A 21352-nucleotide genomic window follows, 5' to 3' on the forward strand; every position below is an offset into this window, starting at 1 on the left:
TACAACCTTATTTTGCGAATATTTTCGAAATTTGTATCACCGCTGGCCCCATGATGATTATGAACAACGGCGGCAATATGAACAGGATGAGTGGGAAGAGCAGCTTTACAGGCAGCTTCATGGCAATTTCTTCGGCACGCTGAAAACGTTGGGTCCGCATGCTGTCTGAATACGTCCTGAGCGACTGGGCCATGCTTGTGCCGAATATATCGGATTGAATTATCAATGTAGCCAGGTTGTTCACTTCCATCAACCCGATCCTGTTGGACAGCCTTTTCAGGGAGTCTGCTCGTGACTTGCCGGCCTGGAGTTCCAGGTTCATCAACCTGAACTCATCGCTCAACTCGGGGTGGCCTGTACGAAGTTCCTCGCTGATCCTGTAGATCGCCTGGTCAAGCCCCATGCCTGACTCCACGCAGACCACCATCATGTCCAGAGCGTCCGGCAGTGAGTGCAAAATGTTCGTTTGCCTGCGTTTGCCCATCTGGTCGAGAATTAAGATGGGCAGATAATAGCCTGTCCCCGCAGGAATAAGGTACAACAGGATGAGAACATGCAACTTCAAGGGGATGGGCGATGCTGAATGAAGCAGGCCGGCCATAAGGAGGCCCAGGGCGAACAACCCCAGTCTGCAGCCCAGAAATGTCGCTTTGGCGCTTGATTTTCTGAACCCTGCCCGGATCAGTTTGTGGTCAATATCAGAGCCTGTTTCCTCGTCGATGAGCTTCAACTGGGTTCCGACCTTGCTGATCGTGTGCGCCACAAGTTGTGCCGCAGAAATATCCGATGAACCCAGCACATGCAATTCGTTGTCGATTTGTGAATGCCTGTGGAGCCTTGAACTCAGGACGCGGCGTTGCTTGTCCTTGTGCGATGCATAGAACAGCATGGCGAACGATACCATGACCAGGACGAAAGCGCCTGTGGCGAACATCAACTCTGTGGGCTGGAGGTCGTTAAACACGGATGTCCACCATCCTCTTTATTACAGCCATCCCGGCTAAAAGCAACCCGCCCGAGGCATACAACAGATAATGCCCAAGTTCTGAGTCAAACAAGACGGACATGTATCGCGGGTTAAGGAACATGAGTACTCCCAACATCAACGGTGGGAGCAGGAACATGACGTAGCCGGAGTATCTCCCTTCAGCGGAGAGCGCCGCCACTTTCCCTTTGAGTTTCGCCCTTTCGCGGATGAGGTAGGAGATGGAGTCCATTATCTCAGTCAACTTTCCGCCTGTCTCGCTTTGGATTTTCACCGAGGCGACGAAGAACAAAAGGTCCGGCGTATCGAGCCTATCCGCCAGGTTGTCCAGGGCGTCATGGAGATGGCCGCCGAAATTGATCTCCTCAATGGTCAGCTTGAACTCTTCTCGCATGGGGTCGTCGAATTCCTGGGCCACCATGGTCATGCCGCTGGTGAAGGTATGGCCTGCCTTGAGGGAACGCCCTATCAGGTCCAGCGCTTCAGGGAATTGTTCTTCAAACTTGGCAGCCCGTTGGGCCGCCTTCCGGTGCACCCACCAGCCTGGTGCGAGCAGGAAGGCCAATGCGACGCCCACCTGCGCCAGAAAGCTCCATCCCAGGAGTTTGGCCAGGAGTCCTCCGAACAGACCCAGCGTGACGGACAGCATGATGAACGAGCCAAGCGACATGCCAACCTTTGCCTTGCGTATCATCTTCCAGAGGCTCTCGGCCCAGCCCTCCCTGAACAGAAGCAGCTTGACCCACCAACTGTGTTTGACCTGGTCGCTTTTCAGGAAGTTTTCGGAGCCGGCAGGCATTGCGGCGGCGTTGAACGAATCAAGCCTGGCGCGCAAGGCTTCCTTCTCCCTGTCTAGCATCGCGTTGGCGATCTGGAAGACACAATACCCAAGGGCGGCACAACCCACGAGTATTACGAGATAGATCCAGGTCGGCATGGTGTTGTCCCTATATGTCGAGCATGGTGCGCTGCACGAAGAGGTTTCCTGGGAGCTTGAAACCTTTGGCCTCGATGCGTTCCGAGAAGCGCGGCCTGATCCCCCTGCTGACATACCTCCCGCGTACCTTGCCATCCGCGGCCAGGCCATGTTGCTCGAAGGCGAAGATTTCCTGCATGGTGATGACTTCGCCCTCCATGCCTGTGATCTCCTGGAAGCTGATCATCTTGCGGGTGCCGTCGGAGAGGCGGGCGATCTGCACCACCACGTCGATAGCCGAGCTGATGTAGCGTTTGAGCGAGCTGGAGGTCATATTGAAGCCGGCCATGTACATCATGGTCTCGAGGCGCATCAGCGCGTCCCGGGGCGTGTTGGCGTGGACGGTGGCCAGGGAGCCGTCGTGGCCTGTGTTCATGGCCTGAAGCATGTCGAGGGCTTCCGCGCCGCGCACCTCGCCCACGATGATCCTGTCCGGACGCATGCGCAGCGAGTTCCTGACCAGATCGCGCTGGGCGACCTCGCCTTTGCCCTCCAGGTTGGCGGGCCTGGTTTCGAGGCGCACGACGTGCTCCTGCTTGAGCTGCAATTCCGCGGCGTCCTCGATGGTGACGATGCGCTCGTCGTTGGGGATGAACCGCGAGAGGCAGTTGAGGAGTGTGGTTTTTCCGCTGCCTGTGCCGCCCGAGATGAGGATATTCATCCTGCCCCTGACGATGCTCTGGAGGATTTCGCTCATTTCTTGCGGAATGGATTTGAACCGGATCAGGTCCGAAAGCTCCAGCGGGTCCTTGGAGAACTTGCGGATGGAGAGCACTGGCCCGTCGATAGACAGCGGAGGGATGATGACGTTGACGCGCGAACCGTCGGGCAGGCGGGCGTCCACCATGGGCGTTGTTTCGTCAACCCGACGGCCCACCCTGTTCACTATGCGGTCGATGATCTTTTTGAGGTGCGAATTGTCCTTGAAACGTGCCTCGGTGAGTTCCAGCTTGCCGTTGCGCTCAACGTAGACGCGGTCGAACGTGTTGACGAGTATGTCGTTGACCGTGGGATCGTGCAGGAAGGGCTCCAGGGGGCCGTGTCCCCGCATCTCGTCGTGGATTTCCCTCACCAGGCGCTCGCGCTCGCCCTGGTTCAAAGGCACGTCGCGGAAGTCATCGTTCAGAAGCTTCTCGGACAGTTTGGCCACCTCCGACCTGAACACCTCGGGCGGCATGGACTCGAGGCGCGTGAGATCCATGAGCTCGATCAGGCGGTCGTGCAGCCGCATCTTGATGTCGTGATACGTCTCGGCATTCTTCGCCACTTCGGGGCGTGGCGGCATTCCTCCCGGGGAAGGTGAGGGTGCGTGGTTGTTGATGAAAGCCATGTGCTTGTACGCTCTTCCTGTGTTCGCCCGGCGGTGCGCCTAGCGGCTCGAGTCCCTGACGAGGCCAACGCCGAACAGTGTGCCGCAGTTGCCCGCGGGCTCCGGTGAAGGGGCTGTGGCCATGTCCTTGATGAACCGAGCCGTTACGTCGCCGCTGCCGTTTATGCCTTCGATGAATACCGCGCCCAACTGATAGACCTTCACGGTGTCGCGCCCCGATGATGGAGGATCCCGGGGGTCGTAGAAGGCGATCATGCCCACTCTGGGGCTGTTGAGAGGGTCTGTCTGGTTGCTGCCGACAATGGACTTGGTGGCGGAGTCCCAGTGCGCGCCCGGGTCCGATGCGATGAGGTCTTCGATGCCCTGCTTGGTGGGGCCTGTCATGTTGCCGGGTTCCATCTTGAGGAAATCGCCTACGGACACGTCGGAATTGCTGGAGCCCGTGCATCCTGAGATGTTGGTCCTGTATTCGTTGCCGCCGGGGACGGGATTGCCCCTGTTGGCCGGCGGAAAATCAATGGGGTTGTACTGGCCCGGGGCGATTGTGTCCTGCGGGTCTCCCTGTTTGAGGACGATCTGCGTGCCGACATCCGCCTCGGAATACCCTTGAACATTCACCGAGGCCATCTCAAGATTGCTCTTGGTGTCCAGCTTGCCGTTGTTGTTGTATTTCTTGGCTGGATCGGCCAAGTCGTTCCAGGTGAACTTGGTGGGTACCACCCACGGCTTGAGACAGCGCGAGTTGGTGACGCAGTAGATCGCCGCCCTGGCTGTGGCGGACACGTCGGCGAAGTTCTTGCCGAGCACCGGGCCGAGGAAGAGGGATACCGGATTGCCCCTTGCCGCGGTGAGCCCCGCGGTCACCTCGACATAGCCCGCGACGGTGTCGATGGTCACGTCCTGGGTGCGCACGGCTGCGCCGGGGCTGTCGGCGGCTTGGACGTTGGCCTGACCGAAGTTCACTGCCTCGGCACTGATTTTCGCCGTGTCGGTGCCGAATGAGACCAGTGACGCCGCCCCTGCCATGGCCGCGGCGTCAGCCGCCGCCTGCATCTGGCCGCGCTTCCATTTGAGGTATCCCAGGTCGACTGCGAATGCGCCGAATCCCGCAAGCACGACCAGCGCCAAGGCCACAACCACGGCCACGGAGCCACCCTGCCTGGTATCTGTCTGGAACTCCTTCATGATGGTTTGTCCTCCTAAAGATGGCGGACCGTGGCAGTCGCCGTTGCAGTAGTGAGGCTTTGCATGAAGTTCGGCCACGGGAAAAACACCAGTCCTGAAAGGTTGTAGGTCACGGTCACCGCTACGGGCGAGCCTTGCGTGCCTGTAAGGGAACCGGCGGAGATGCTCGTTGACGCCAATGCCGTGTCCAGGCCGGCGCTGGCGAGCATGCTGTTCACCACTGGGCCGGGCGGATCGGCGTTCCCCGCGGCCATGGCGCCTTGTTCGGCGGCGCGGGTGATGATGTTCTGCACGTTCAGTATCTGCCCGTAATCGATGATCATCGCCGTCAACGGGCCGAGAATGAACAGGGCCATCAGCACAAACTCGATGGCTGCGGTCCCGTTTTCACCCGGGTTGGTATGGCTGTGCGGTTTCATGGCTGCCCCACCATGATCGAAGAACCGGACACCTGGGTGACCCCCAGCATTCCCGGCACGAAACCGCCGAGGGCGATGACCTCGTACGGGACGCTCACCGTGACGGTGATGGGTTGCCCCGGGGACCTGGCGGAGATGGAATATGACGGCGTGGCCTGGATTCCTCCGTCGCTGACGACCTGCTCTATGCGCGCGCCCACCTCGCCGTCGGTGACATCGCTCAGGATCGCCATGCGCGCACCTTCTGCCGCGGCGGAGCTCAACACGTGCTGCGCCCAGAAATAGCGGCCGAACTCCATGCACCCCAGCAGCAGAAGAAGCAGCGGCAACAGGATCAAGGCGAACTCCACAACCGTCGCCCCACCCATGTTCTTCCGTTTTTCCTCGAGTGTTTTCATGTTCTTCACCCGTGGGGGCATCACTTCGAATCCTGCTTCGCCCCCCCGTACAGATCGACCATGTTCTCCAACACGCCCTGCGATTTCTTTTCCTCGCCGCGTTTCTCGTAGCGCTTGACGGCCTGCATGGCGGCGACGCCGTCCATGCCGGTCACGGGCTTGTCGCCGCCGGCGTCGGGATTGAGCCGCTGCGCTTCCATGTTGGCCCGCACGCTCTCGCCGGGTTTCCATTCCGCGTAGCGGTCGGACTCGGCGCAAGCGCAGAGCAGCGCCGATGCAAGGACAGCCCAGAGCATGGCTATGACAGCTTTCATGGATCAGCCCCCCTGTTTGGTCGTGTTGGAGGTCTTGCCGGCTCCGCTCGGGGCCGCGGCCGGCGAATACGAGGGCGGAGGGGCGACCGTCTGGCCGAATTCGCCGTCAAAGGAGTCCTTGGTGACCCCCACCGGTCCGTTCTGGGCGGGCGGAGGGCTCTTCTTGAGCTTGTTCTTGTCGATGCCCAGGTAGAACTCCAGGTCGTCGGGCTCCTTGGGGAAGTTGTCCGTGGGCAGCTTCACGTTCTTGGTGTCGATCGGCTTGGCCAGCCTCGGCGTGACCACGATGACCAGTTCGGTCTGGTTCTTCTGGTACTCCGAACTCTTGAACAGGCTGCCCAGCACGGGCACGTCGCCAATGGCCGGGAACTTCTTGGAGGCGTCCCTGGCGTCCTCGCGCAGCATGCCCGCGATGGCGAAGCTTTGCCCGTCGCCGAGCTCGACCACGGTGGACGTGCTGCGCTTGAGGATGGAGGGAATCTGGAAAGAGCCAATCTGGATGCTGCGGGTGTAGTCCAGGTCTGAAACGGAAGGCTGCACCTTCATGCTGATCTTGTCGCCGGAGAGCACGTGGGGGGTGAAGCTCAACTCCACGCCGAACTTCTTCCATTCGATGGTGACCGTGCCCAGGGCCTGGGGAATAGGCACGGGAATCTCGCCGCCGGCCAGGAAGTCCGCCGTCTGCCCGTTGAGGCACACCAGGGTGGGCTCGGCCAGGATCTTGGCCAGGCCGTTGTCCTTGAGGATGTCGATGAAGCCGGTCCAGGTCACGGGCCGGTTGTTGATGGTGGTGTTCACGTTGAAGATGCCCTGGACCTTCTGGTCGATGGTCAGTGGGACGTTGCCGAAGAACCTGGTGGGGTCGTTCACCGGGACGCCGGTGTTTGAGATCACGTTCGCAAGCCCGGACAGGTTGGTGAGGGCGCCCAGGAAGGTGTAGATGAAGTCGCCCTGGGAGAGCGCGTTGATGTTGATGCCCAGGCGCTTGATCAGGGCCCGCTGCATCTCGGCCACGCGGACTTCCAGCATGACCTGCTGCACGCCGCCCACCTGCATGAGGTTGAGCACCTTGCCGTGGGCGGAGGCCATGGTCAGCACACGCTGCACGTTCAGCTCGTTCTTGACCGTGCCGGAGAGTGCGATGGCGTCGTTGGCCGAGCGCACCTCGATCCCCGGTTCGTCGGGCAGCACTTCCGCGATGAGCATCTTGAGCCGCTGGATGTCAGGGGAGACCTCCACGTCATACAGGCCGCGCACCTGGTTGTTGGCGTCCCACAGGGTCAAGTTGGTGACGCCCGTGCTCTTGGCGGCCACGTAGAGTTGGTTGGGCGGGATCAGCACGTAGTCGGCCACGTTGGGGTCGGCCACCGAGACGCGGGCGATATCCGCGGGACAACGGACAATGGCGGATTTGCCGGTGGTGATGCGGATGCGCTGGGCACCCTGGACCCGCGCTTCCGCCGCAAGGGCTTCGGGGCGGACGCTCAGGGCAGCGATGACCAGAATCAGGGCCAGCACGAGAAGAGTACGATGTGTGCGCTGCATGTGTTTCACTGCTTCTTCTTGAGGGTGGAGCCGTCCACGGCCATTTTCTCCACGGTTGTTCCCCGGATGGTCTCGATCATCCTGGGTTCGGCCTTCGCGCCTGTTGCGCTGTCCCCCCTGAAGGAGGCGAGGTTGGTCCTCACGTCGGCGCCCATGGTGTTGACCACGGCCTTGTCCAGGGGGTTGCGAAGGGCGAAATTCAATTGCCCCTGGTGCGCGGCGAGGGCCAGCTTCTCGCCGTCCTCCGGCGAAACCTCCAGGGTGTAGTGGTCGTAGGAGGCCTCTTCGGGCTGGCCTTTGACGTTGACCTTTTTTTCGGCTTCCGCGCCGGTGGCGAGCACCTTCACATCCTCAAGGACCACCTTGGTGACCTTGCTGTCCGTCTTGCCTTCGGTCTTGCCTTCGGCGGTCACCGTGCCGGACGGGACGTCCACGGTCATGAGCACGTCCACCCGTGAGCCGGGCAGGATGAGCCCGCCCATGCCCATCACCTTGTTGCCCTTCACGGCAACGGCGCGCATGCCCGGGCTGACCATGGCTTCCAGGCCGCCGGTCGTCCCCGGCGGGAAGAGCTTTGCGGAGGTGACGGGCTCGTTGCCGCCCAGGGGGACCATGAGCACACGGCCTTCCAGGTCCTTGAAGTCGGTGAAGCTGCCCTGGGGGACCGCATCGGCGAAGTAGGGGGCCATCTTGAGGCTGGAGGGGTCGAGCTTGGCGCCCCTTGGCAGGTCCGCCCTGGAGACGACGATGTCCGCCATGGGCTTCTGCGGCGTAACTTCGGCAGTATTGATCTTGGCCGTCCTGCTCTGCATCCAGAGCAGGACCAGGAAACCGGCCGCGAGAGACACGACCAAGGCCACGACGGCGTTGAGCAGGATGCGTCCTCGGTTCATGTCACGTCCCGTATGGTTAGTGTTGCAGCCTGCGGCCGGTACGCGCCCGGCGCCTTAAAAAAGGCTGATGTACTCGTGCCCCGTGGCGCGCCAGGCCAGTGTGCCCATCGTGCCCGCCGCGATGGCTATGGCGTAACAGGCCTTGCGCCCCCCAAGCAGCGTGCCCATCGACCCCGCTTCGTTCCTGGCCAGGTAGACCTTGACAATGATCAACCCGGCCTGGACTCCGCCCGCCAGGGCCACGAAGATCCAGACCGTGAGCAAAGCCCCCGCGCCCAGGGCCGCGCCCACCACGCAAAGCAGTTTCACGTCCCCCGCGCCCAACGCGCCCCAGACGAAAAGCAGAAAGTGCGCGGCGAAGGCGCACACGAGCCCGAGCAACGATGCAATGAGGCCGTCGAGCGAACCGAAAACATAGTTGAGGCCCAGCATGGCGATGGTCCCCGACGCGGTGAGCGCATTGGGGATGCGGCGGTATTTGATGTCGAAAAATGCCGCAAATGCAACAGTCGCTGCGAGGGCAACGTAAATAGGAGTTTCACTTGCAAACATGCCTAACATAATGAATCCAAATGCAAAAACATGCTATTAGAAAAATGCGTGTCTATGGCCGTTGTTGTGTTGTCGCATAAGTTCATGCAGATTCAGGTCGTGCGACATGCCTGGCATACATGTGTGTTTGCCAGGCATGCCGCTCGATTATCAAGTCGGTGCTGAACGTTGAATTGACGCTCGTCAGCTGGCTGCAGGCAGCTGGTCGGAAACTGTCTGGAACGCTGATTGAATCTGACCACCGAGAGTCGCAACAATGCCGACGATCACTGCCGCGATCAGCGCAACGAGCAGGCCGTATTCCACGGCGCTCGCGCCATCCTCTTCCTTCACAAAACGCTTAATCAGTTCCAGCATGATGTAACCCTCCCGCCCCGAGGGGCATGATTTGTTTTCAGAGCCGGGAAACAAGCTCCGACTACACATCTATTACGTATAATTAATAAGAAGTACAGGTAGGGTTTCCCGTATTCGAAGGAAGAATTTCACTCGCCTGCATGTTGTACGTCCGTTTCGCATGCGTGTAGGACAGTTTTATAACATGCCGAAATTGCTTTTATTTTTCTCCGTCTCTGGCCGGGCCGCTTGGAGGCTCAAAGTCGGGTTGTGTCAATATTACACATGGCCCTCGTCGATATGGAGTTGATGAACATTGGCATTGCTTTCCTCGGCCTGCATCGACCTGCGGGCCGGGGTGCGACTCCAGCCACTGTGAGTCGTTCGCGCGCAGCGTGCCGGGGCGGAGTAGCCGTTGCCGCACCCTAGGGCCGGTCAGAAGCGGGCCAGGGCAAAGGGCCGCGTCGCGGACTGAGCGTGTACGGGGACGCGCGGCCGCACCTCTTGCATCGCGACGGATACGCGCCAGCCCGACCGGCGCACCCAGGCGAGTCCGCCCCGTCACGTCGTCACCCGTCCGTCTTGATGCGTTGCGCATCGATGAAATCGAGAAACTTGAAGGGGCTGTACACTTCGCCCACCGGCTCGCCCCGCTGGATGATGGCGCGCTCCGACAGCGGCCCGTAGCGCCTGGCCAGCTTCAGGTAGGGAACCTTCCACGGGTCCGCCCCCATGATCCGGGCGCAGGTGGCGTCCACGCTGACCGGGTTCTCCCCCACGACAATCACCCCGGCGTGCTTGGGCGTGCCCATGATGGGGCCGTCGCCTTCCATGCCGACGATGCCGTCGACGATGGCCAGGTGGGGCTTCACGGTGGCGAAGATGTCCACGATGGAGTTCGGGATCCCCTCGGCGTGGAGCACGTTCTTGGGCCAGCCGTAGACCGTGCCCGGCATGACGCCGAAGAGGTTCTTCATGGAAAGCGTCACCCCGGCCCAGTGGTGGGTTTTCATCTTCGCCACGGAGACGATCAGGTCCGCGGCCAACAGGGGATTGGGCAGGAAAAGCTTCTTGAGCGAGGTAAGGCCGCTGGCGTTGGTCACGGCGGACAGCTCGCAGGCGTTGAAATCCATGAAGGGGATGCGGTCCTCCCGGAGGGCGTGGCCCAAGCCCGAGAGTTCGAGCACCTCGTGGGTGTCGCGCCGGTGTCCGGCCGCCTCCGCGACGACGACCCGACCGGCTCCCAGGGAGAGGAAGGCCTCGGCCGCCGCGGCCACGACCGCCGGGTGGGTGTTGATGTGGCCCGCGCCGCTGTGCGGCTCCACCAGGTTGGGCTTGAGCAGGACGGTTTTCCCGGCGATGCGCGCGGGGTCGAAACGCAACCCGGCGAGCGCCTGCTTGAGCAGGCCCGGGATGTCGGCCTGGTAGCTGGCTGCCTTGCCGATGAACACCGGCGTCTCGGCGTGGGAGTCGCGTCCCATGAAGACGTAGGCCCCGGAGGCGACGGCTGCCCCGGCCGTGGCGAGTTTGAGGAAATTACGCCGCTCCATGTGCGCCCTCCGCGGTTTTGCCGGACAGGAGCTTCGCCAGGCCCCCTTCGGCCAGCCCCGCCAGGAGGAGCAGCGCAAGGTGCCACGTCTCGTAGGGGCCAAGGCTCTCCTGCATCCAAAGGCAATGGTCGATGAGTCTGACGGAATCGGCAGGCCGCCTGTTCCAGGCGCTGAGCCCGAGCAGGGCCCAGGAGAGCGCGAGGGGTGTCCGCAGCCCGGGCGTCTCCCGCTCGAGCCAGTCGAGGCTGTTGGCGATGTCGCCCTGTGCGCAGCCACCGGCCAGGGCGGCCAGGGCCAACCCCGCGCATTCCGGGTTCGGGAGCAGCTCCTGCCCGTAGACCATGACGTTGCCGTAGTTCCACCCCCCGGCGGGCAGCTGGCGGTCGAGAATCATCCGGCGGCCTTCCGCCACGCGGGCGTGGCCGCCTTCCCCTGCGGCTCCGAGCGCCAGGATGGCCAGCGCCGTCGGTTCGATCCAGGAGTGGGTCTTCAGCGTCCAGGGCCAGCCCTTCAGGCCCGGGTCGTGGCTGATCGGGGAGTCGGGTTTGCGCTGCCAATGCTTGCCGCTCGTCTTCAGCAGGTATGCCGCCGCGGACCGCATGTTTCCATCGAAGCCCGGTGCGCCGAGCCAGGCGAACATGGCGAGCTGGGTCGGCCAGACCGCGTCGGGGGTCTCGGGGAGCAGGGGGACGGCCCCTTGGGCCGTCTGACAGGAGGCGAGCCTGCGCCTGGCGGGCAGGAGTATGGGGTCGCCTGGCGCGGCGGAGTTGAGGGCAGTTACGGCCCATGCGGTGGCGTCCACCCGGAATCCGGCGTCACCGGAGAGGGCGAAGCCCCCCTCGGGCAATGCCCGCCCCCTGATGGCGGCTGTCAGTTCGTCCAGTCCCTGCATGGTCCCTTCCCGTGCGCCTACGGCGGACCACCCCCGCCGCAACATGGCCGGATCGCCACCGCCACTGGGGCCTGTCAGGCGTCAAGGAGGACGCTGCTTCCAGGGTGCTCGGCGTTGCCCGGCATCCCAGGCCGGTTGCAAACCCTGGCGATCATGAACGCAAGCATCCAGGCCGACGCAATGATGTAATTCCGAGCGATTCCGGAGAGGACGTTAGCAGAACTCCTCGTATGTACATATGCGGGTTTCACCCAATAGAGTGTTCATAAGACAGGAAGTCAGGGGTGGGGCTTGACGGGCGCTGGACGAGAGGGGGCGCAGGCGCGATGTGGATCGCCGATGCTGGCCGGGCGATAGAGGCGCAGGGGTCGGGGCGAGTCGCAGCCCTGGCCCCGGGTCTGGCGGCGATGGAGAGCCCGAAGCGGGGCGCGGTCAGCCGGGCCTCAGGCTCAGAACAGCTCGACGTTGCCGTCGTCCGGCTGGCAGAGGGGCGTCTCGCTCATGAGCTCGGACGAGTGCCGTATCGCTTCGAGGTAGGCGTCCCCCACGTGCTTGACGTTGAGGTTCAGGGTGGAGGCGGCCTTTTCGGTCGAGTCCCAGTCGCCTCCGTCGATGTGGTCCAGGAATTCGAGGATGTTGCGGCAGGGGTTGCCCGGTTCCAGAATGGCGCGCTTGACGTTGTTGGCCAAGGGCAGCTCAGCGAGGATCTTGGCGATGGGCTTGTCGAAGATGGCGTCTATCTTGGAGAACAAGCCCGCGAGGAAAAGCTCGTCCGCCGTCATGTGAAGATGGAGTCTGTTGGACAGTATCTGGAGGAAGAACGCGCGCTGAACGGCCAGCCAGGAAGCTTCCACGGCCTTGTTGGACTGCTTCGTGTCGGACAATACGGCGGCCATGAGCCATTTTCTGAGCTTCTTGGTGCCGAGCACCGTGGCAGCACGTTCAATGGACCCGATTTTTACGTTGTACCCGAATGTCGCGGAGTTGAGAAAACGCAGCAGGCGGTAGGTGAGTGATACGTCGCTGCTGATGATGCACGTGATCCTGTCGAAATTGATGTCGTCGTTACAGAGCTCCGACAGAATGCGGATGCGTGAGCTGTCGTTTGAGGAAATCTTTTTGCCGGATATCATTTCAGGGCGGGAGAAGTAGAAACCCTGGAAGAGCTTGAAGCCGAGCGACTTGGTGTATTGCATCACCTCGGCGCTCTCCACCTTCTCGGCAAGCATGGTGATGTTGCGGCGCAGGAACGGCCGGGCCATCTCGTAGATTTCCTGGTTCGACTTCCCCAGCACGTCGAACTTTATGATGTCCACCACGTCCATGTAGGCTGCCAGCCTGGAGTCGCCCGCGTAGTCGTCGATGGCCAGAGTGTAGCCCTGGCTTTTGAGCTCCCTGCATTTCGCCAGCACTTTCTCGGTGGGTTCGATGCGCTCCAGGATCTCCACCACGGCCTTCTTCGGCGGCAGCGCGTAGGCGAAGTCCTCCATCAGGAGCTGCTCCGTGAAGTTGATGAAGAATCGAGACGTGTTGTGGAATGGCCCCGTATGGGCGAGCAGGAAACCGTCGGCGATCACCTTCTGGGTGGCCAGGTTGGCGTCCTTGCTGAAATAGCTGGTCGCGCCGACGTCATGACGAAACAGGAGCTCGTAGCCGAAAACGTTGCCATCCGCGTCATAGATCGGCTGGCGTGCGACACAGATGGGATCTGATACTTCGTTGGCGACGATGATCATACAGCAGTTCCTTGAATCGGCAGAGGCTATGCCGGGCGATTGATACCAGGGGGGTATCGAACCAGGCAAGGGAATTACGTCCTGAAAAAAACCATCGCCCGGAATAGTGTCAGGGATTCCGGTCCGGCGCTCTTTACTTTTTCGGGCCACGGCGTAGGTGTGACGATACGGAGGTGGCCCATGAAAGGAGAACACGAGCACAGCCACGAGCACGAGCACGCCCACAGCCACGAGCATGAACACGAGCACGAGCACCCCGGAATCGGCATGCACGCCCACAGGCATGTGCATACCCACAGCCACGAGCACGGTCATGCCCATGTTCATCCCCATGAGCACAGCCACGGGGAGCAGGTTCACGACCACGAGCACACCGGGGAGCACGGGCGGCACGACCACCAGCACGACCTCTCCGGCGAGCCGCACGAACACGCCCATTGAGGGCTAGCCGCGCTACCGGAAGTAGAGGCCCACTGGCGTGACGGACTGGATGGTGATGGCGCTGCCCTTGACCACGATGAATTCGCTGCCGCCCACGGGGTCGGCGGCGGCCGGGTTCCAGTCGTAAGTGTAGCCCAGGCCGGTCCAGGGGTAGGGGCCGCCGGACACCGCCGGGTTGTAGATGGCGCTCTCGCGGTTGGCGAACCACACGGGATAGTCGGGCGCGGTCCCGAAGCCCGGGGCGGGCGCGCTCTGGGGCAGGGGCACGGCCGCCACGTTGGCCACGGTCTGCAGGGTGAGGGGGAACGCCGCCTCAGCCTGGTGGGAATCTATGGCCGGGTCGATTGCGGGGCGCAGCATGGCCGAGGGCGAGGCCCAGAACGTCAGCACCGTGTCGTTGGTGTTGCGGGCGGGCAGGCCAAGGTACATGGAGGCGGCCAGCTTGCCGTTGGCGGAGGCCAGCTCAGGTGCCTCGGCCCGCACGTCCTGAAGCATCTGGGGCGCTGGCGTGACCCAGAGATCCACCGCGGCCGGAATGGTCTGGCCGGGCTTGTTTGCGGCGTAATAAACGGCTTTTGTGAACGTGGCCAGGAGCACGTCGCTCTTGCCGGGCTCGCCGCTCCAGATCAGGTTGGGGTTGGAGGCGTCGATATCCCAGACCGTGGCGGCCGAGGGAGGGGCCTGCACGTGCAGCAGGTTGGCCTGGGCCTGGGGGACGGAAGCTGCGTAGAGGGCGTCGAAAGGCGCGAAGAGCTGGTCTTCCAGGCTTGGCAGGGCGAAGGCGGGCGCGGCCAGAATGAACCACAGGCACGCCAGCAGCGCCAGGAATCCGGCCCGGGCCGGCATTGCGCCGGGCGACCGGACAGGCGAAAAAATCCCGAAAAGGAAAACTCCGCGTAGGGCTCGGCAAAACCAGGCCGCTCTGGGCGGGGCGCTCGTCACGCGGTCGCGGCGTCCCGGGGCGCGGCCATTTTCTCGCAGTAGCGGATGAATTTATGGGCTTCGGCGAATTCGGGGTTGAGCTCCGTGGCCTTGCTCAACACGCCGATGCACTGCTGCATGTCCCCTTTGTCGAAATGAACGCGGGCCAGGTTGAAGTAGATGTGCTCGTCGTTGTCGCGAATCTGCAGAGCCCTGCTGAAGAACTGGATGGATTCGTCCAGCAGTCCCTTCTTGCGCAGGTTGATGCCGAAGCTGTTGAGCTTCTGGCTGTATTCCGCGGTGAAGGCGTCGTCGAGACCCATGAGCACGGAGAGCACCTTGTGCAGCTTCGCGAACTCGCCCTGCTCGGTGTAGACGTCGCCCAGGCCGTAGTTGGCGGGCACGCTCAGCTCGTCCACCATCAGGGCCTTGAGGAAGGCGCGCTCCGCGTCGTCGAGCAGCCCCATTGAGAAGAACTTCTCGCCCTGGTCGATCTTGGCCTTGAGGGTTCTCAGGGCGGGCACGGTGTTGGCTTCGTAGTAGCGCGGCTCCGGGGTGTGGGTGCGCATGAACTCGTCGAGCTGCATGGCTTTCCTGATGCCGGAGGGCACGTGGTAGGTGTTGAGCGGCTGCGTCTCCACCTTGGCGGGGTCGAGCTGGCGGGCGTACCAGTAGGTGACCTGTTCGTGCTTGCTTTGTGTTGCGCCTGTGCCGACGTCTTCGATCTTTTGAAGCGAGAACACGCCGAGAATAACCGGAAAATCGCTCATTAGACTCACCAGAGGCAGGGCTGGGATGTGATCGTCTCGCCGGGTGCGTACGCCGCCTAAACTGAAATCATCCTATTGCAGAACGCATCGCGTGTCCAGACGCATGCGCCGGGGTGATTCCGGACAGGCGAATGTGGACTACGCCGGTATGGTATGGATGTCTGATGAGCGCAAGTCGGCTTCAGGGGACCAGGAAACGTCCGGTGATGGACTCCGGGTCAGCCATGATGGCCTCGGGCGTGCCGCAGGAGACCATCCGCCCCCCGTATTCGCCGCCGCCGGGACCCAGGTCGATCACGTGGTCCGAGGCCATGATCACCTCGGTGTTGTGCTCGATGACCACCACCGTGGCCCCGCGTTCCACCAACTGGTTGAGCACCTGGATGAGCTTGCCCACCTCGTGCATGTGCAGGCCGGTGGTGGGCTCGTCCAGGATGTAGAGCGTTCCCGGCAGGCTGCGCTTGCCCAGCTCCCGCGAGATCTTGATGCGCTGGGCCTCGCCGCCGGAGAGCGTGGTGGCCGGCTGCCCCAGGCGGATGTATTCCAGGCCCACCTGCTCAAGAATCTCCAGCCGCCGGGCCAGGGGCGGGTAGTTCTCGAAGAGCCGCCTGGCGTCGGACACGGGCAGGTCCAGCACTTCGGCGATGTTCAGGCCCTTGTGGCGCACCTCCAGGGTCTCGCGGTTGTAGCGCTTGCCGCCGCAGACCTCGCAGGTCACGTGGATGTCGGGCAGGAAGTGCATCTCCACCGCGATCACGCCGTCGCCCTGGCAGGCCTCGCAGCGCCCGCCGCGCACGTTGAAGCTGAAGCGGCCCGGCTTGTAGCCGCGCTTCTTGGCGTCCGAGGTGGAGGCGAAGATCGTGCGGATCTCGTCGAAGATCTTGGTGTAGGTCGCCGGGTTGGAGCGCGGGGTGCGCCCGATGGGGGTCTGGTCGATGGAGACGATCTTCTCGATGCGGTCCTGCCCCTGGATGCCGTCGATGAGCCCGGGCAGGTCCACCTTGATGCCGCGCGAGAGCGCCATGTGCTTGTAGAGCGTGTCCACCACCAGGGAGCTTTTGCCCGAGCCGGAAGGGCCGGTGACGCAGGTCAGGCAGCCCAGGGGGAAGCGCACGTCCAGGTTGCGCAGGTTGTTGGTGCGCGCGCCGCGCACCTCCAGGTAGCCCTGGTGCTCGCGGCGCTTCTCCGGCCTGGGGATGGAGAGGTCGCCGCGCAGGTAGCGCCCGGTGAGCGACTCGGACTCCAACAGGCTCTTGACGTCGCCCTGGAACACGATCTCGCCCCCGAGCATGCCGGAGCCCGGCCCCAGCTCGATGACGTGGTCCGCGCTCTGGATGGTGGCCTCGTCGTGCTCCACCACCAGCACGGTGTTGCCGCGCTCCTTGAGCATGCGCAGGGTGCCCAGCAGGCGCTCGTTGTCGCGGGGGTGCAGGCCGATGCTCGGCTCGTCGAGCACGTAGGTCACGCCCACAAGGCCGGAGCCAAGCTGCCCGGCCAGGCGGATGCGCTGGGCCTCGCCGCCGGAGAGGGTGCCCATGTTGCGCCCCAGGCTCAGGTAGTCCAGCCCCACGCCGGAGAGGAAGCGCAGCCGGTGCCCCAGCTCCTTGAGCAGGGGCTCGGCGATCACGGCCTGGGCCCCGGCGAAGGTGCGGGCCGTGAGCCAGGCCAGGGCGCGCTCGATGGGCATGGAGCAGAAGCCGAAGATGTTCTGGTCGTCCACGCGCACGGCCAGGGCCTCTGGCTTGAGGCGCGCGCCGTTGCACGCCGGGCAGGGGCGGCTCTGGCGGAAGCGGGAGAGCTCGTCGCGCCAGATGGAGCCCATGGCCTGGCCCAGCTCCATCATGTTCACCACGCCCTTCCAGCCGATGGCCTCGTCGCCCTGGAACAGGGCCGCCCAGGCCTGGGGTGAGAACTCCTTGAGCGGGGTGGTGAGGGTGAAGCCGTGGCGCTGGCCCAGCCCGGCCAACTGGTCGCGCAGGCGGGCGAAGAGGCGCTCGTTCTTCCAGGGCAGGATGGCCCCCTGCGAAAGCGATAGGCCCTTGTTGGGGGCCAGCAGATCAGGCTCGAAATATTCCACGCTGCCGATGCCCGCGCACACCGGGCAGGCCCCCTGCGGGCTGTTGAAGGAGAACAGCTGCGGCGTGGGCGGCGGCACGCTGATCTTGCAGGTGGGGCAGACCGAGGTAGTGGAGAAGAAGCGGTCCCTGGCGTGCTCCATCTCGTGTACGATGAGCCGCTCCGTGCCCTGGGAGAGGGCCAGCTCCACGGAGTCGGCCAGGCGCTTGCGGATGTCGGGCTTGGCCACCAGACGGTCCACCACCAGTTCCACGGTGTGGCGCTTGTTCTTGTCCAGCTCGGGCAGGGGGTCCAGCCCCAGCACCTCGCCGTTGACGCGCACGCGCGCGAAGCCCTGGGCCTTGAGCTTTTTCAGCCGCTCGGCCTGGGAGCCCTTCTGGTGCTCGGCCAGGGGGGCCAGCACCATGAACTTGGCGCCCTCGGGCAGGCCCAGGATGTCGTCCACGATCTGGTCGGTGGTCTGGGCCGCGATGGGCAGCCCGCAGGAGGGGCAGTGCGGCTTGCCCAGTCGGGCGAAGAACACGCGCAGGAAGTCGTATATCTCGGTGACGGTGCCAACGGTGGAGCGCGGGTTGCGCGTGGCGGACTGCTGCTCCAGGGAGATGGCCGGGGAGAGGCCCTCGATCTTGTCCACCTGGGGCTTGTCCATCTGGGGCAGGAACTGCCGGGCGTAGGCCGAGAGCGACTCCACGTAGCGGCGCTGGCCCTCGGCGTAAACGATGTCGAAGGCCAGGGTGGACTTGCCGGAGCCGGAAGGCCCGCAGACCACGACCATCTTGTCGCGGGGGATGTCCAGGGAGATGTTCTTGAGGTTGTGCTGGCGCGCGCCCTCGATATGGATGACTCGGTTGTCGCTCATGGAGGCTCCGGAGGATGTACTGCGAAAGGGGCAGATAAGCCCTGGCGGGAAAAAAGCAAGCGGACGGAGATGCTTCGCGGGGCATTCGAAAAGGTCGCCCGGTGCCTGTCAGGCGCCCGCCCCGTATCCGCCTGGAGCCCGGCGGACGGCCCACCGGGCGGGGATGCGCCGCTCGCGCTCAGCTCCCGAGAATGTCCACCAGCAGCATGATGTTCAGCCCGATCACCACAGCTGCGATGGCGGCCAGCAGTACCGTGGTGGAACGGTCGTTGGCCCACTTGCCCATGACTTTTTTCGAGCTGGTCAGGTAGAGTTGCAGGAGCACCGTGAAGGGCAGCTGTATGGAGAGCACGATCTGGGAGACGATGAGCCCCTGGAACGGGTTGGGGATCACCAGGATGAGCAGGTAGGCCACGAACAGGGTGATGCCCACGCCCACGCGCGTGTGCACGTCGCGGATGTTGTAGGGCTCGTTGAAGATGCCCGCGAAGATCGCCCCTCCGGCCATGCCCGCCGTCACCGAGGAGGCCACGCCCGCCAGCAGCAGGGCCGCGGCGAAAACAATGGCGGACGCGCCGCCCACCAGGGGCACCAGCAGGCTCTGGGCCTGCTCCAGCTCCGTCACCTGCACCCCGGCGGTGTGGAAGGCCGAGGCGGCCAGCAGGATCATGGCCGAGTTGATGCCCCAGCCCACGATCATGGAGACCAGGGTGTCCATGAACTCGTACTTGAGCTGGTGGCGGATCACCTCGTCGTTGTCCAGGTTCCACTGCCTGCTCTGGATCACCTCGGAGTGCAGGAAGAGGTTGTGGGGCATGACCACCGCGCCCAGCACGCTCATGATCACCGGGATGGAGCCTTCCGGGAAGCTGGGCACCACCCAGCCGGCGGTGGCGCGCAGCCAGTCCACCTCCACCATGGCCAGCTCGAACACGAAGCTCAGCCCGATGAGCGAGACGAAGCCGATGATGGCCCGCTCCAGGCGCTTGTAGGAGTTGGCGAAGAGCATCCAGCTGACCAGGGCCAGCACCATGAGGCCGCCCAGCCACAGCGGGATGCCGAAGATCATGCGCAGTGCGATGGCCCCGCCCAGTAGTTCGGCCAGGGCCGTGGAGACCGAGGCCAGCACCGCCGTGCCCAGCAGCGGGCGCGAGGCCCAGGGCGGCAGGTGGCGCGTCGCGCCCTCCGAGAGGCACAGCCCCGTGGCGATGCCCAGGTGCGCGGCGTTGTGCTGCAGCACGATGAGCATCACCGTTGAGAGCGTGACCATCCACAGGAGCTTGTAGCCGAAACCGGCTCCGGCGGCCACGTTGGAGGCCCAGTTGCCGGGGTCGATGAAACCGACGGTGACCAGCAGGCCCGGCCCGATGTATTTCCAGATCTCCAGAGCCATGAAGCGCGGCTTGTGCCGCGCCCGGAGATCGGCCAGTACCTTGGTGAACATGTGGATTCCCGAAGAAAGGGAAAGCGCCCCGCGGCGCTTTCCCGTTATTGCGGCCGGCTACTTCTTGTTTATTGCGTCCAGATACTCTTCCGCCGCCTTGGAGACGACGTCGTAGAAACTGGGCTCTTTCTCGGGCTGACCGGGGCGGACATCGTCAGCGGCCTTGGACGCCTTGGCCATGGCCTCGTCGAAGGCTGCGGGGTCCATGCCGCTGAGTTCCAGGGCCTCCTCGCGGGAGATGACGCCCATCTGGGCGAAAACCGCCGCCGTGACACCCATCACCTTGCGGACATTCTCCTTGGCCATCTGATTCCCTCCTCGTGCTTGCGCCCGGACACTGCGTCCGCGGGCTGGGTTGCGATGCGGCCCGGGCACGACGCCCGGGACAGGGCGCGCCCCAGGCCAGCGTGCGTTACCCGTGAGGGGTGCGGAGCGGGGCGCTTGCCAGGAGGTCCCGCCGCGCCGGTAGGCTCAAGGCAGGGTCAGTCCTGGAATTTCCGTTGAATATCCAGAAAGTCGTCCAGATTGTCCAGAAAAAGTGCAAAGATTCCCGGATCGAAGTGGGTGCCCTCCACCTGGGAGAGGCGCATGATAGCAAGCGCCTCGTCGTTGCTGTAGGCCTCCTTGTAGGGCCTGGCGGTGGTCAGGGCGTCGAAGACGTCGGACACGGCGCAGATGCGACCGGGCAGGGGGATGCCCGTCCCGGCGAGGTTCATGGGGTAGCCGGAGCCGTCCCAACGTTCGTGGTGGGAGAAGGCGATCACCTCGGCCACCTGGAGCAGCTCCGAGTTGGAGCCTTCCAGGATGTTGCGCCCGAAGACGGTGTGGTTCTTCATGATCGTCCATTCATCGGGGGTGAGCTGGCCGGGCTTGAGCAGGATGGAGTCGGGCACTCCCATCTTGCCCACGTCGTGCATGGGGCTGGCCTGGCGGATGAGCTCCACCACGTGCGAAGGAAGGCCAGTCAGCTCTGCCAGGCGCGCCGAGTAGCCGCTCATGCGCTTGATGTGGCTGGCGGTGTGCTCGTCTTTGTATTCGGCCGCCGACGCCAGCCGCAGGATGGTCTCCTGCTGGGAGGCCTGAAGGGAGTGCTGCATCCCGCGCAGGTTGTCCACGGCCAGGCTCAGCGCCTGGGTGCGTACTTCCACCAGCTCCTCGAGCCTCACCTGGTAGCGGATGAGCTCATCCTGGGAGCGTTTCATGCGCAGCATGGAGGCCATGCGCACGCGCAGCTCGGTCTTGTCGATGGGCTTGGCGATGAAGTCGTTGGCGCCGGCCTCCAGGGCCTTGAGCCTGTCGTCCCGGCTGGTGAGGGCCGTGACCATGACCAGGGGCACGGAGGCCCACTCCTTGACGGCCTTGATGCTGCGGGCCACCTCGAAGCCGTCCATGCCGGGCATGAGCACGTCCAGCAGCACCAGGTCCACGGTCGAGTCCATGAGCTCCAGGGCCTTCTTCCCGTTGTCCGCAAGGACGGGGACGCAGCCGAACTCGCGCAGGAAGCTCCCGAGAACCCGGAGGTTCACGGCCTCGTCGTCGGCGACGAGGATGCGCCTGCCCTGAAACGGATCGTTATCCATGAATCATCCCGTAAAACTGAATTCGGAAACCCTATTCCATCAGGTTGCGTATGGCAATATGGCTATGCGGCCGGGGGGACACGGGGGCGAATAAAAGGGGCGGGGGGCGGAAAAAAGCCGGGGAGGCCCTTGGGCCTCCCCGGGAGTCTA

The 21352-nt window shown here is 63.5% G+C and carries 21 protein-coding genes; 1 reads left to right on the top strand and 20 read right to left on the bottom strand.

The genetic code is table 11. From position 1 onward, the window contains the following. Positions 1-7 precede the first annotated feature (7 nt). The 14 genes from MLE18_RS18080 to MLE18_RS06080 all read right to left on the bottom strand — a co-directional run bounded on the left by MLE18_RS18080 (position 8) and on the right by MLE18_RS06080 (position 13111). Complete coding sequence (locus MLE18_RS18080) at positions 8-964, bottom strand: type II secretion system F family protein (RefSeq protein WP_243368261.1); 957 nt, start codon at positions 962-964, stop codon at positions 8-10. After that, a complete protein-coding gene (locus tag MLE18_RS06020; RefSeq protein WP_243368263.1) occupies positions 957-1922 on the bottom strand; it encodes a type II secretion system F family protein in 966 nt (321 codons plus the stop codon). The genes MLE18_RS18080 and MLE18_RS06020 overlap by 8 nt, the downstream gene beginning before the upstream one ends. Before the next feature lie 10 nt (positions 1923-1932). Next, complete coding sequence (locus MLE18_RS06025; RefSeq protein ID WP_243368265.1) at positions 1933-3246, bottom strand: TadA family conjugal transfer-associated ATPase; 1314 nt, start codon at positions 3244-3246, stop codon at positions 1933-1935. Between the two features lie 84 nt (positions 3247-3330). Next, the gene (locus tag MLE18_RS06030; RefSeq protein ID WP_243368267.1) at positions 3331-4476 is read right to left on the bottom strand and encodes a pilus assembly protein TadG-related protein; all 1146 of its coding nucleotides are present in this window, start codon (positions 4474-4476) and stop codon (positions 3331-3333) included. Positions 4477-4490: 14 nt separating this feature from the next. Further along, on the bottom strand, positions 4491-4895 hold the full coding sequence (locus MLE18_RS06035; RefSeq protein WP_243368269.1) for a TadE/TadG family type IV pilus assembly protein: 405 nt from the start codon (positions 4893-4895) through the stop codon (positions 4491-4493). Next, positions 4892-5293: a TadE/TadG family type IV pilus assembly protein gene (locus tag MLE18_RS06040; protein ID WP_243368271.1), complete on the bottom strand. Its 402-nt coding sequence runs from the start codon at positions 5291-5293 to the stop codon at positions 4892-4894. Before MLE18_RS06040 ends, MLE18_RS06035 begins: the two co-directional genes overlap by 4 nt. A 20-nt stretch (positions 5294-5313) precedes the next feature. Beyond that, complete coding sequence (locus tag MLE18_RS06045; RefSeq protein ID WP_243368273.1) at positions 5314-5607, bottom strand: hypothetical protein; 294 nt, start codon at positions 5605-5607, stop codon at positions 5314-5316. A 3-nt stretch (positions 5608-5610) separates the two neighbouring features. Then, positions 5611-7152 carry a type II and III secretion system protein family protein gene (locus MLE18_RS06050; RefSeq protein ID WP_243368275.1) on the bottom strand — a complete coding sequence of 514 codons (1542 nt, stop codon included), beginning with the start codon at positions 7150-7152 and terminating at the stop codon, positions 5611-5613. 5 nt (positions 7153-7157) lie between these two features. After that, positions 7158-8045: a Flp pilus assembly protein CpaB gene (gene cpaB, locus MLE18_RS06055; protein WP_243368277.1), complete on the bottom strand. Its 888-nt coding sequence runs from the start codon at positions 8043-8045 to the stop codon at positions 7158-7160. A 54-nt stretch (positions 8046-8099) separates the two neighbouring features. Next, positions 8100-8606 (bottom strand): A24 family peptidase, encoded by a 507-nt coding sequence (locus MLE18_RS06060; RefSeq protein WP_336605563.1) that lies wholly within the window; start codon positions 8604-8606, stop codon positions 8100-8102. A 174-nt stretch (positions 8607-8780) separates the two neighbouring features. After that, positions 8781-8954: a Flp family type IVb pilin gene (locus MLE18_RS06065; RefSeq protein ID WP_243368282.1), complete on the bottom strand. Its 174-nt coding sequence runs from the start codon at positions 8952-8954 to the stop codon at positions 8781-8783. 548 nt (positions 8955-9502) lie between these two features. Next, positions 9503-10483, bottom strand: a complete 981-nt coding sequence (locus tag MLE18_RS06070) for a DUF362 domain-containing protein (RefSeq protein ID WP_243368284.1) — start codon at positions 10481-10483, stop codon at positions 9503-9505. Beyond that, entirely contained in the window at positions 10470-11375 is a 906-nt protein-coding gene (locus tag MLE18_RS06075) for a hypothetical protein (RefSeq protein ID WP_243368286.1), read from the bottom strand. The genes MLE18_RS06070 and MLE18_RS06075 overlap by 14 nt, the downstream gene beginning before the upstream one ends. A gap of 449 nt (positions 11376-11824) precedes the next feature. Continuing rightward, complete coding sequence (locus tag MLE18_RS06080; protein ID WP_243368288.1) at positions 11825-13111, bottom strand: EAL and HDOD domain-containing protein; 1287 nt, start codon at positions 13109-13111, stop codon at positions 11825-11827. A 180-nt stretch (positions 13112-13291) separates the two neighbouring features. On the opposite strand from MLE18_RS06080, the gene MLE18_RS06085 reads away from it, so the two are divergent. Then, entirely contained in the window at positions 13292-13552 is a 261-nt protein-coding gene (locus MLE18_RS06085; protein WP_243368290.1) for a hypothetical protein, read from the top strand. Positions 13553-13564: 12 nt separating this feature from the next. Here MLE18_RS06085 and MLE18_RS06090 read toward each other — a convergent pair whose 3' ends face one another. The 6 genes from MLE18_RS06090 to MLE18_RS06115 all read right to left on the bottom strand — a co-directional run bounded on the left by MLE18_RS06090 (position 13565) and on the right by MLE18_RS06115 (position 21202). Beyond that, complete coding sequence (locus MLE18_RS06090) at positions 13565-14398, bottom strand: hypothetical protein (RefSeq protein WP_243368292.1); 834 nt, start codon at positions 14396-14398, stop codon at positions 13565-13567. A gap of 92 nt (positions 14399-14490) precedes the next feature. Beyond that, positions 14491-15243, bottom strand: coding sequence for a tetratricopeptide repeat protein (locus MLE18_RS06095; protein WP_243368294.1), 753 nt, complete (start codon positions 15241-15243; stop codon positions 14491-14493). A gap of 181 nt (positions 15244-15424) precedes the next feature. Continuing rightward, positions 15425-18178 (bottom strand): excinuclease ABC subunit UvrA, encoded by a 2754-nt coding sequence (gene uvrA / locus MLE18_RS06100; protein WP_243368300.1) that lies wholly within the window; start codon positions 18176-18178, stop codon positions 15425-15427. Positions 18179-18356: 178 nt separating this feature from the next. Continuing rightward, entirely contained in the window at positions 18357-19622 is a 1266-nt protein-coding gene (locus tag MLE18_RS06105; protein ID WP_243368303.1) for an Nramp family divalent metal transporter, read from the bottom strand. A 57-nt stretch (positions 19623-19679) separates the two neighbouring features. Continuing rightward, positions 19680-19928: a hypothetical protein gene (locus tag MLE18_RS06110; RefSeq protein ID WP_243368305.1), complete on the bottom strand. Its 249-nt coding sequence runs from the start codon at positions 19926-19928 to the stop codon at positions 19680-19682. Between the two features lie 176 nt (positions 19929-20104). Continuing rightward, entirely contained in the window at positions 20105-21202 is a 1098-nt protein-coding gene (locus tag MLE18_RS06115) for an HD domain-containing phosphohydrolase (RefSeq protein WP_243368307.1), read from the bottom strand. Positions 21203-21352: the final 150 nt, after the last annotated feature.

The organism is Fundidesulfovibrio soli (genome assembly GCF_022808695.1).
GTDB lineage: Bacteria > Desulfobacterota > Desulfovibrionia > Desulfovibrionales > Desulfovibrionaceae > Fundidesulfovibrio > Fundidesulfovibrio soli.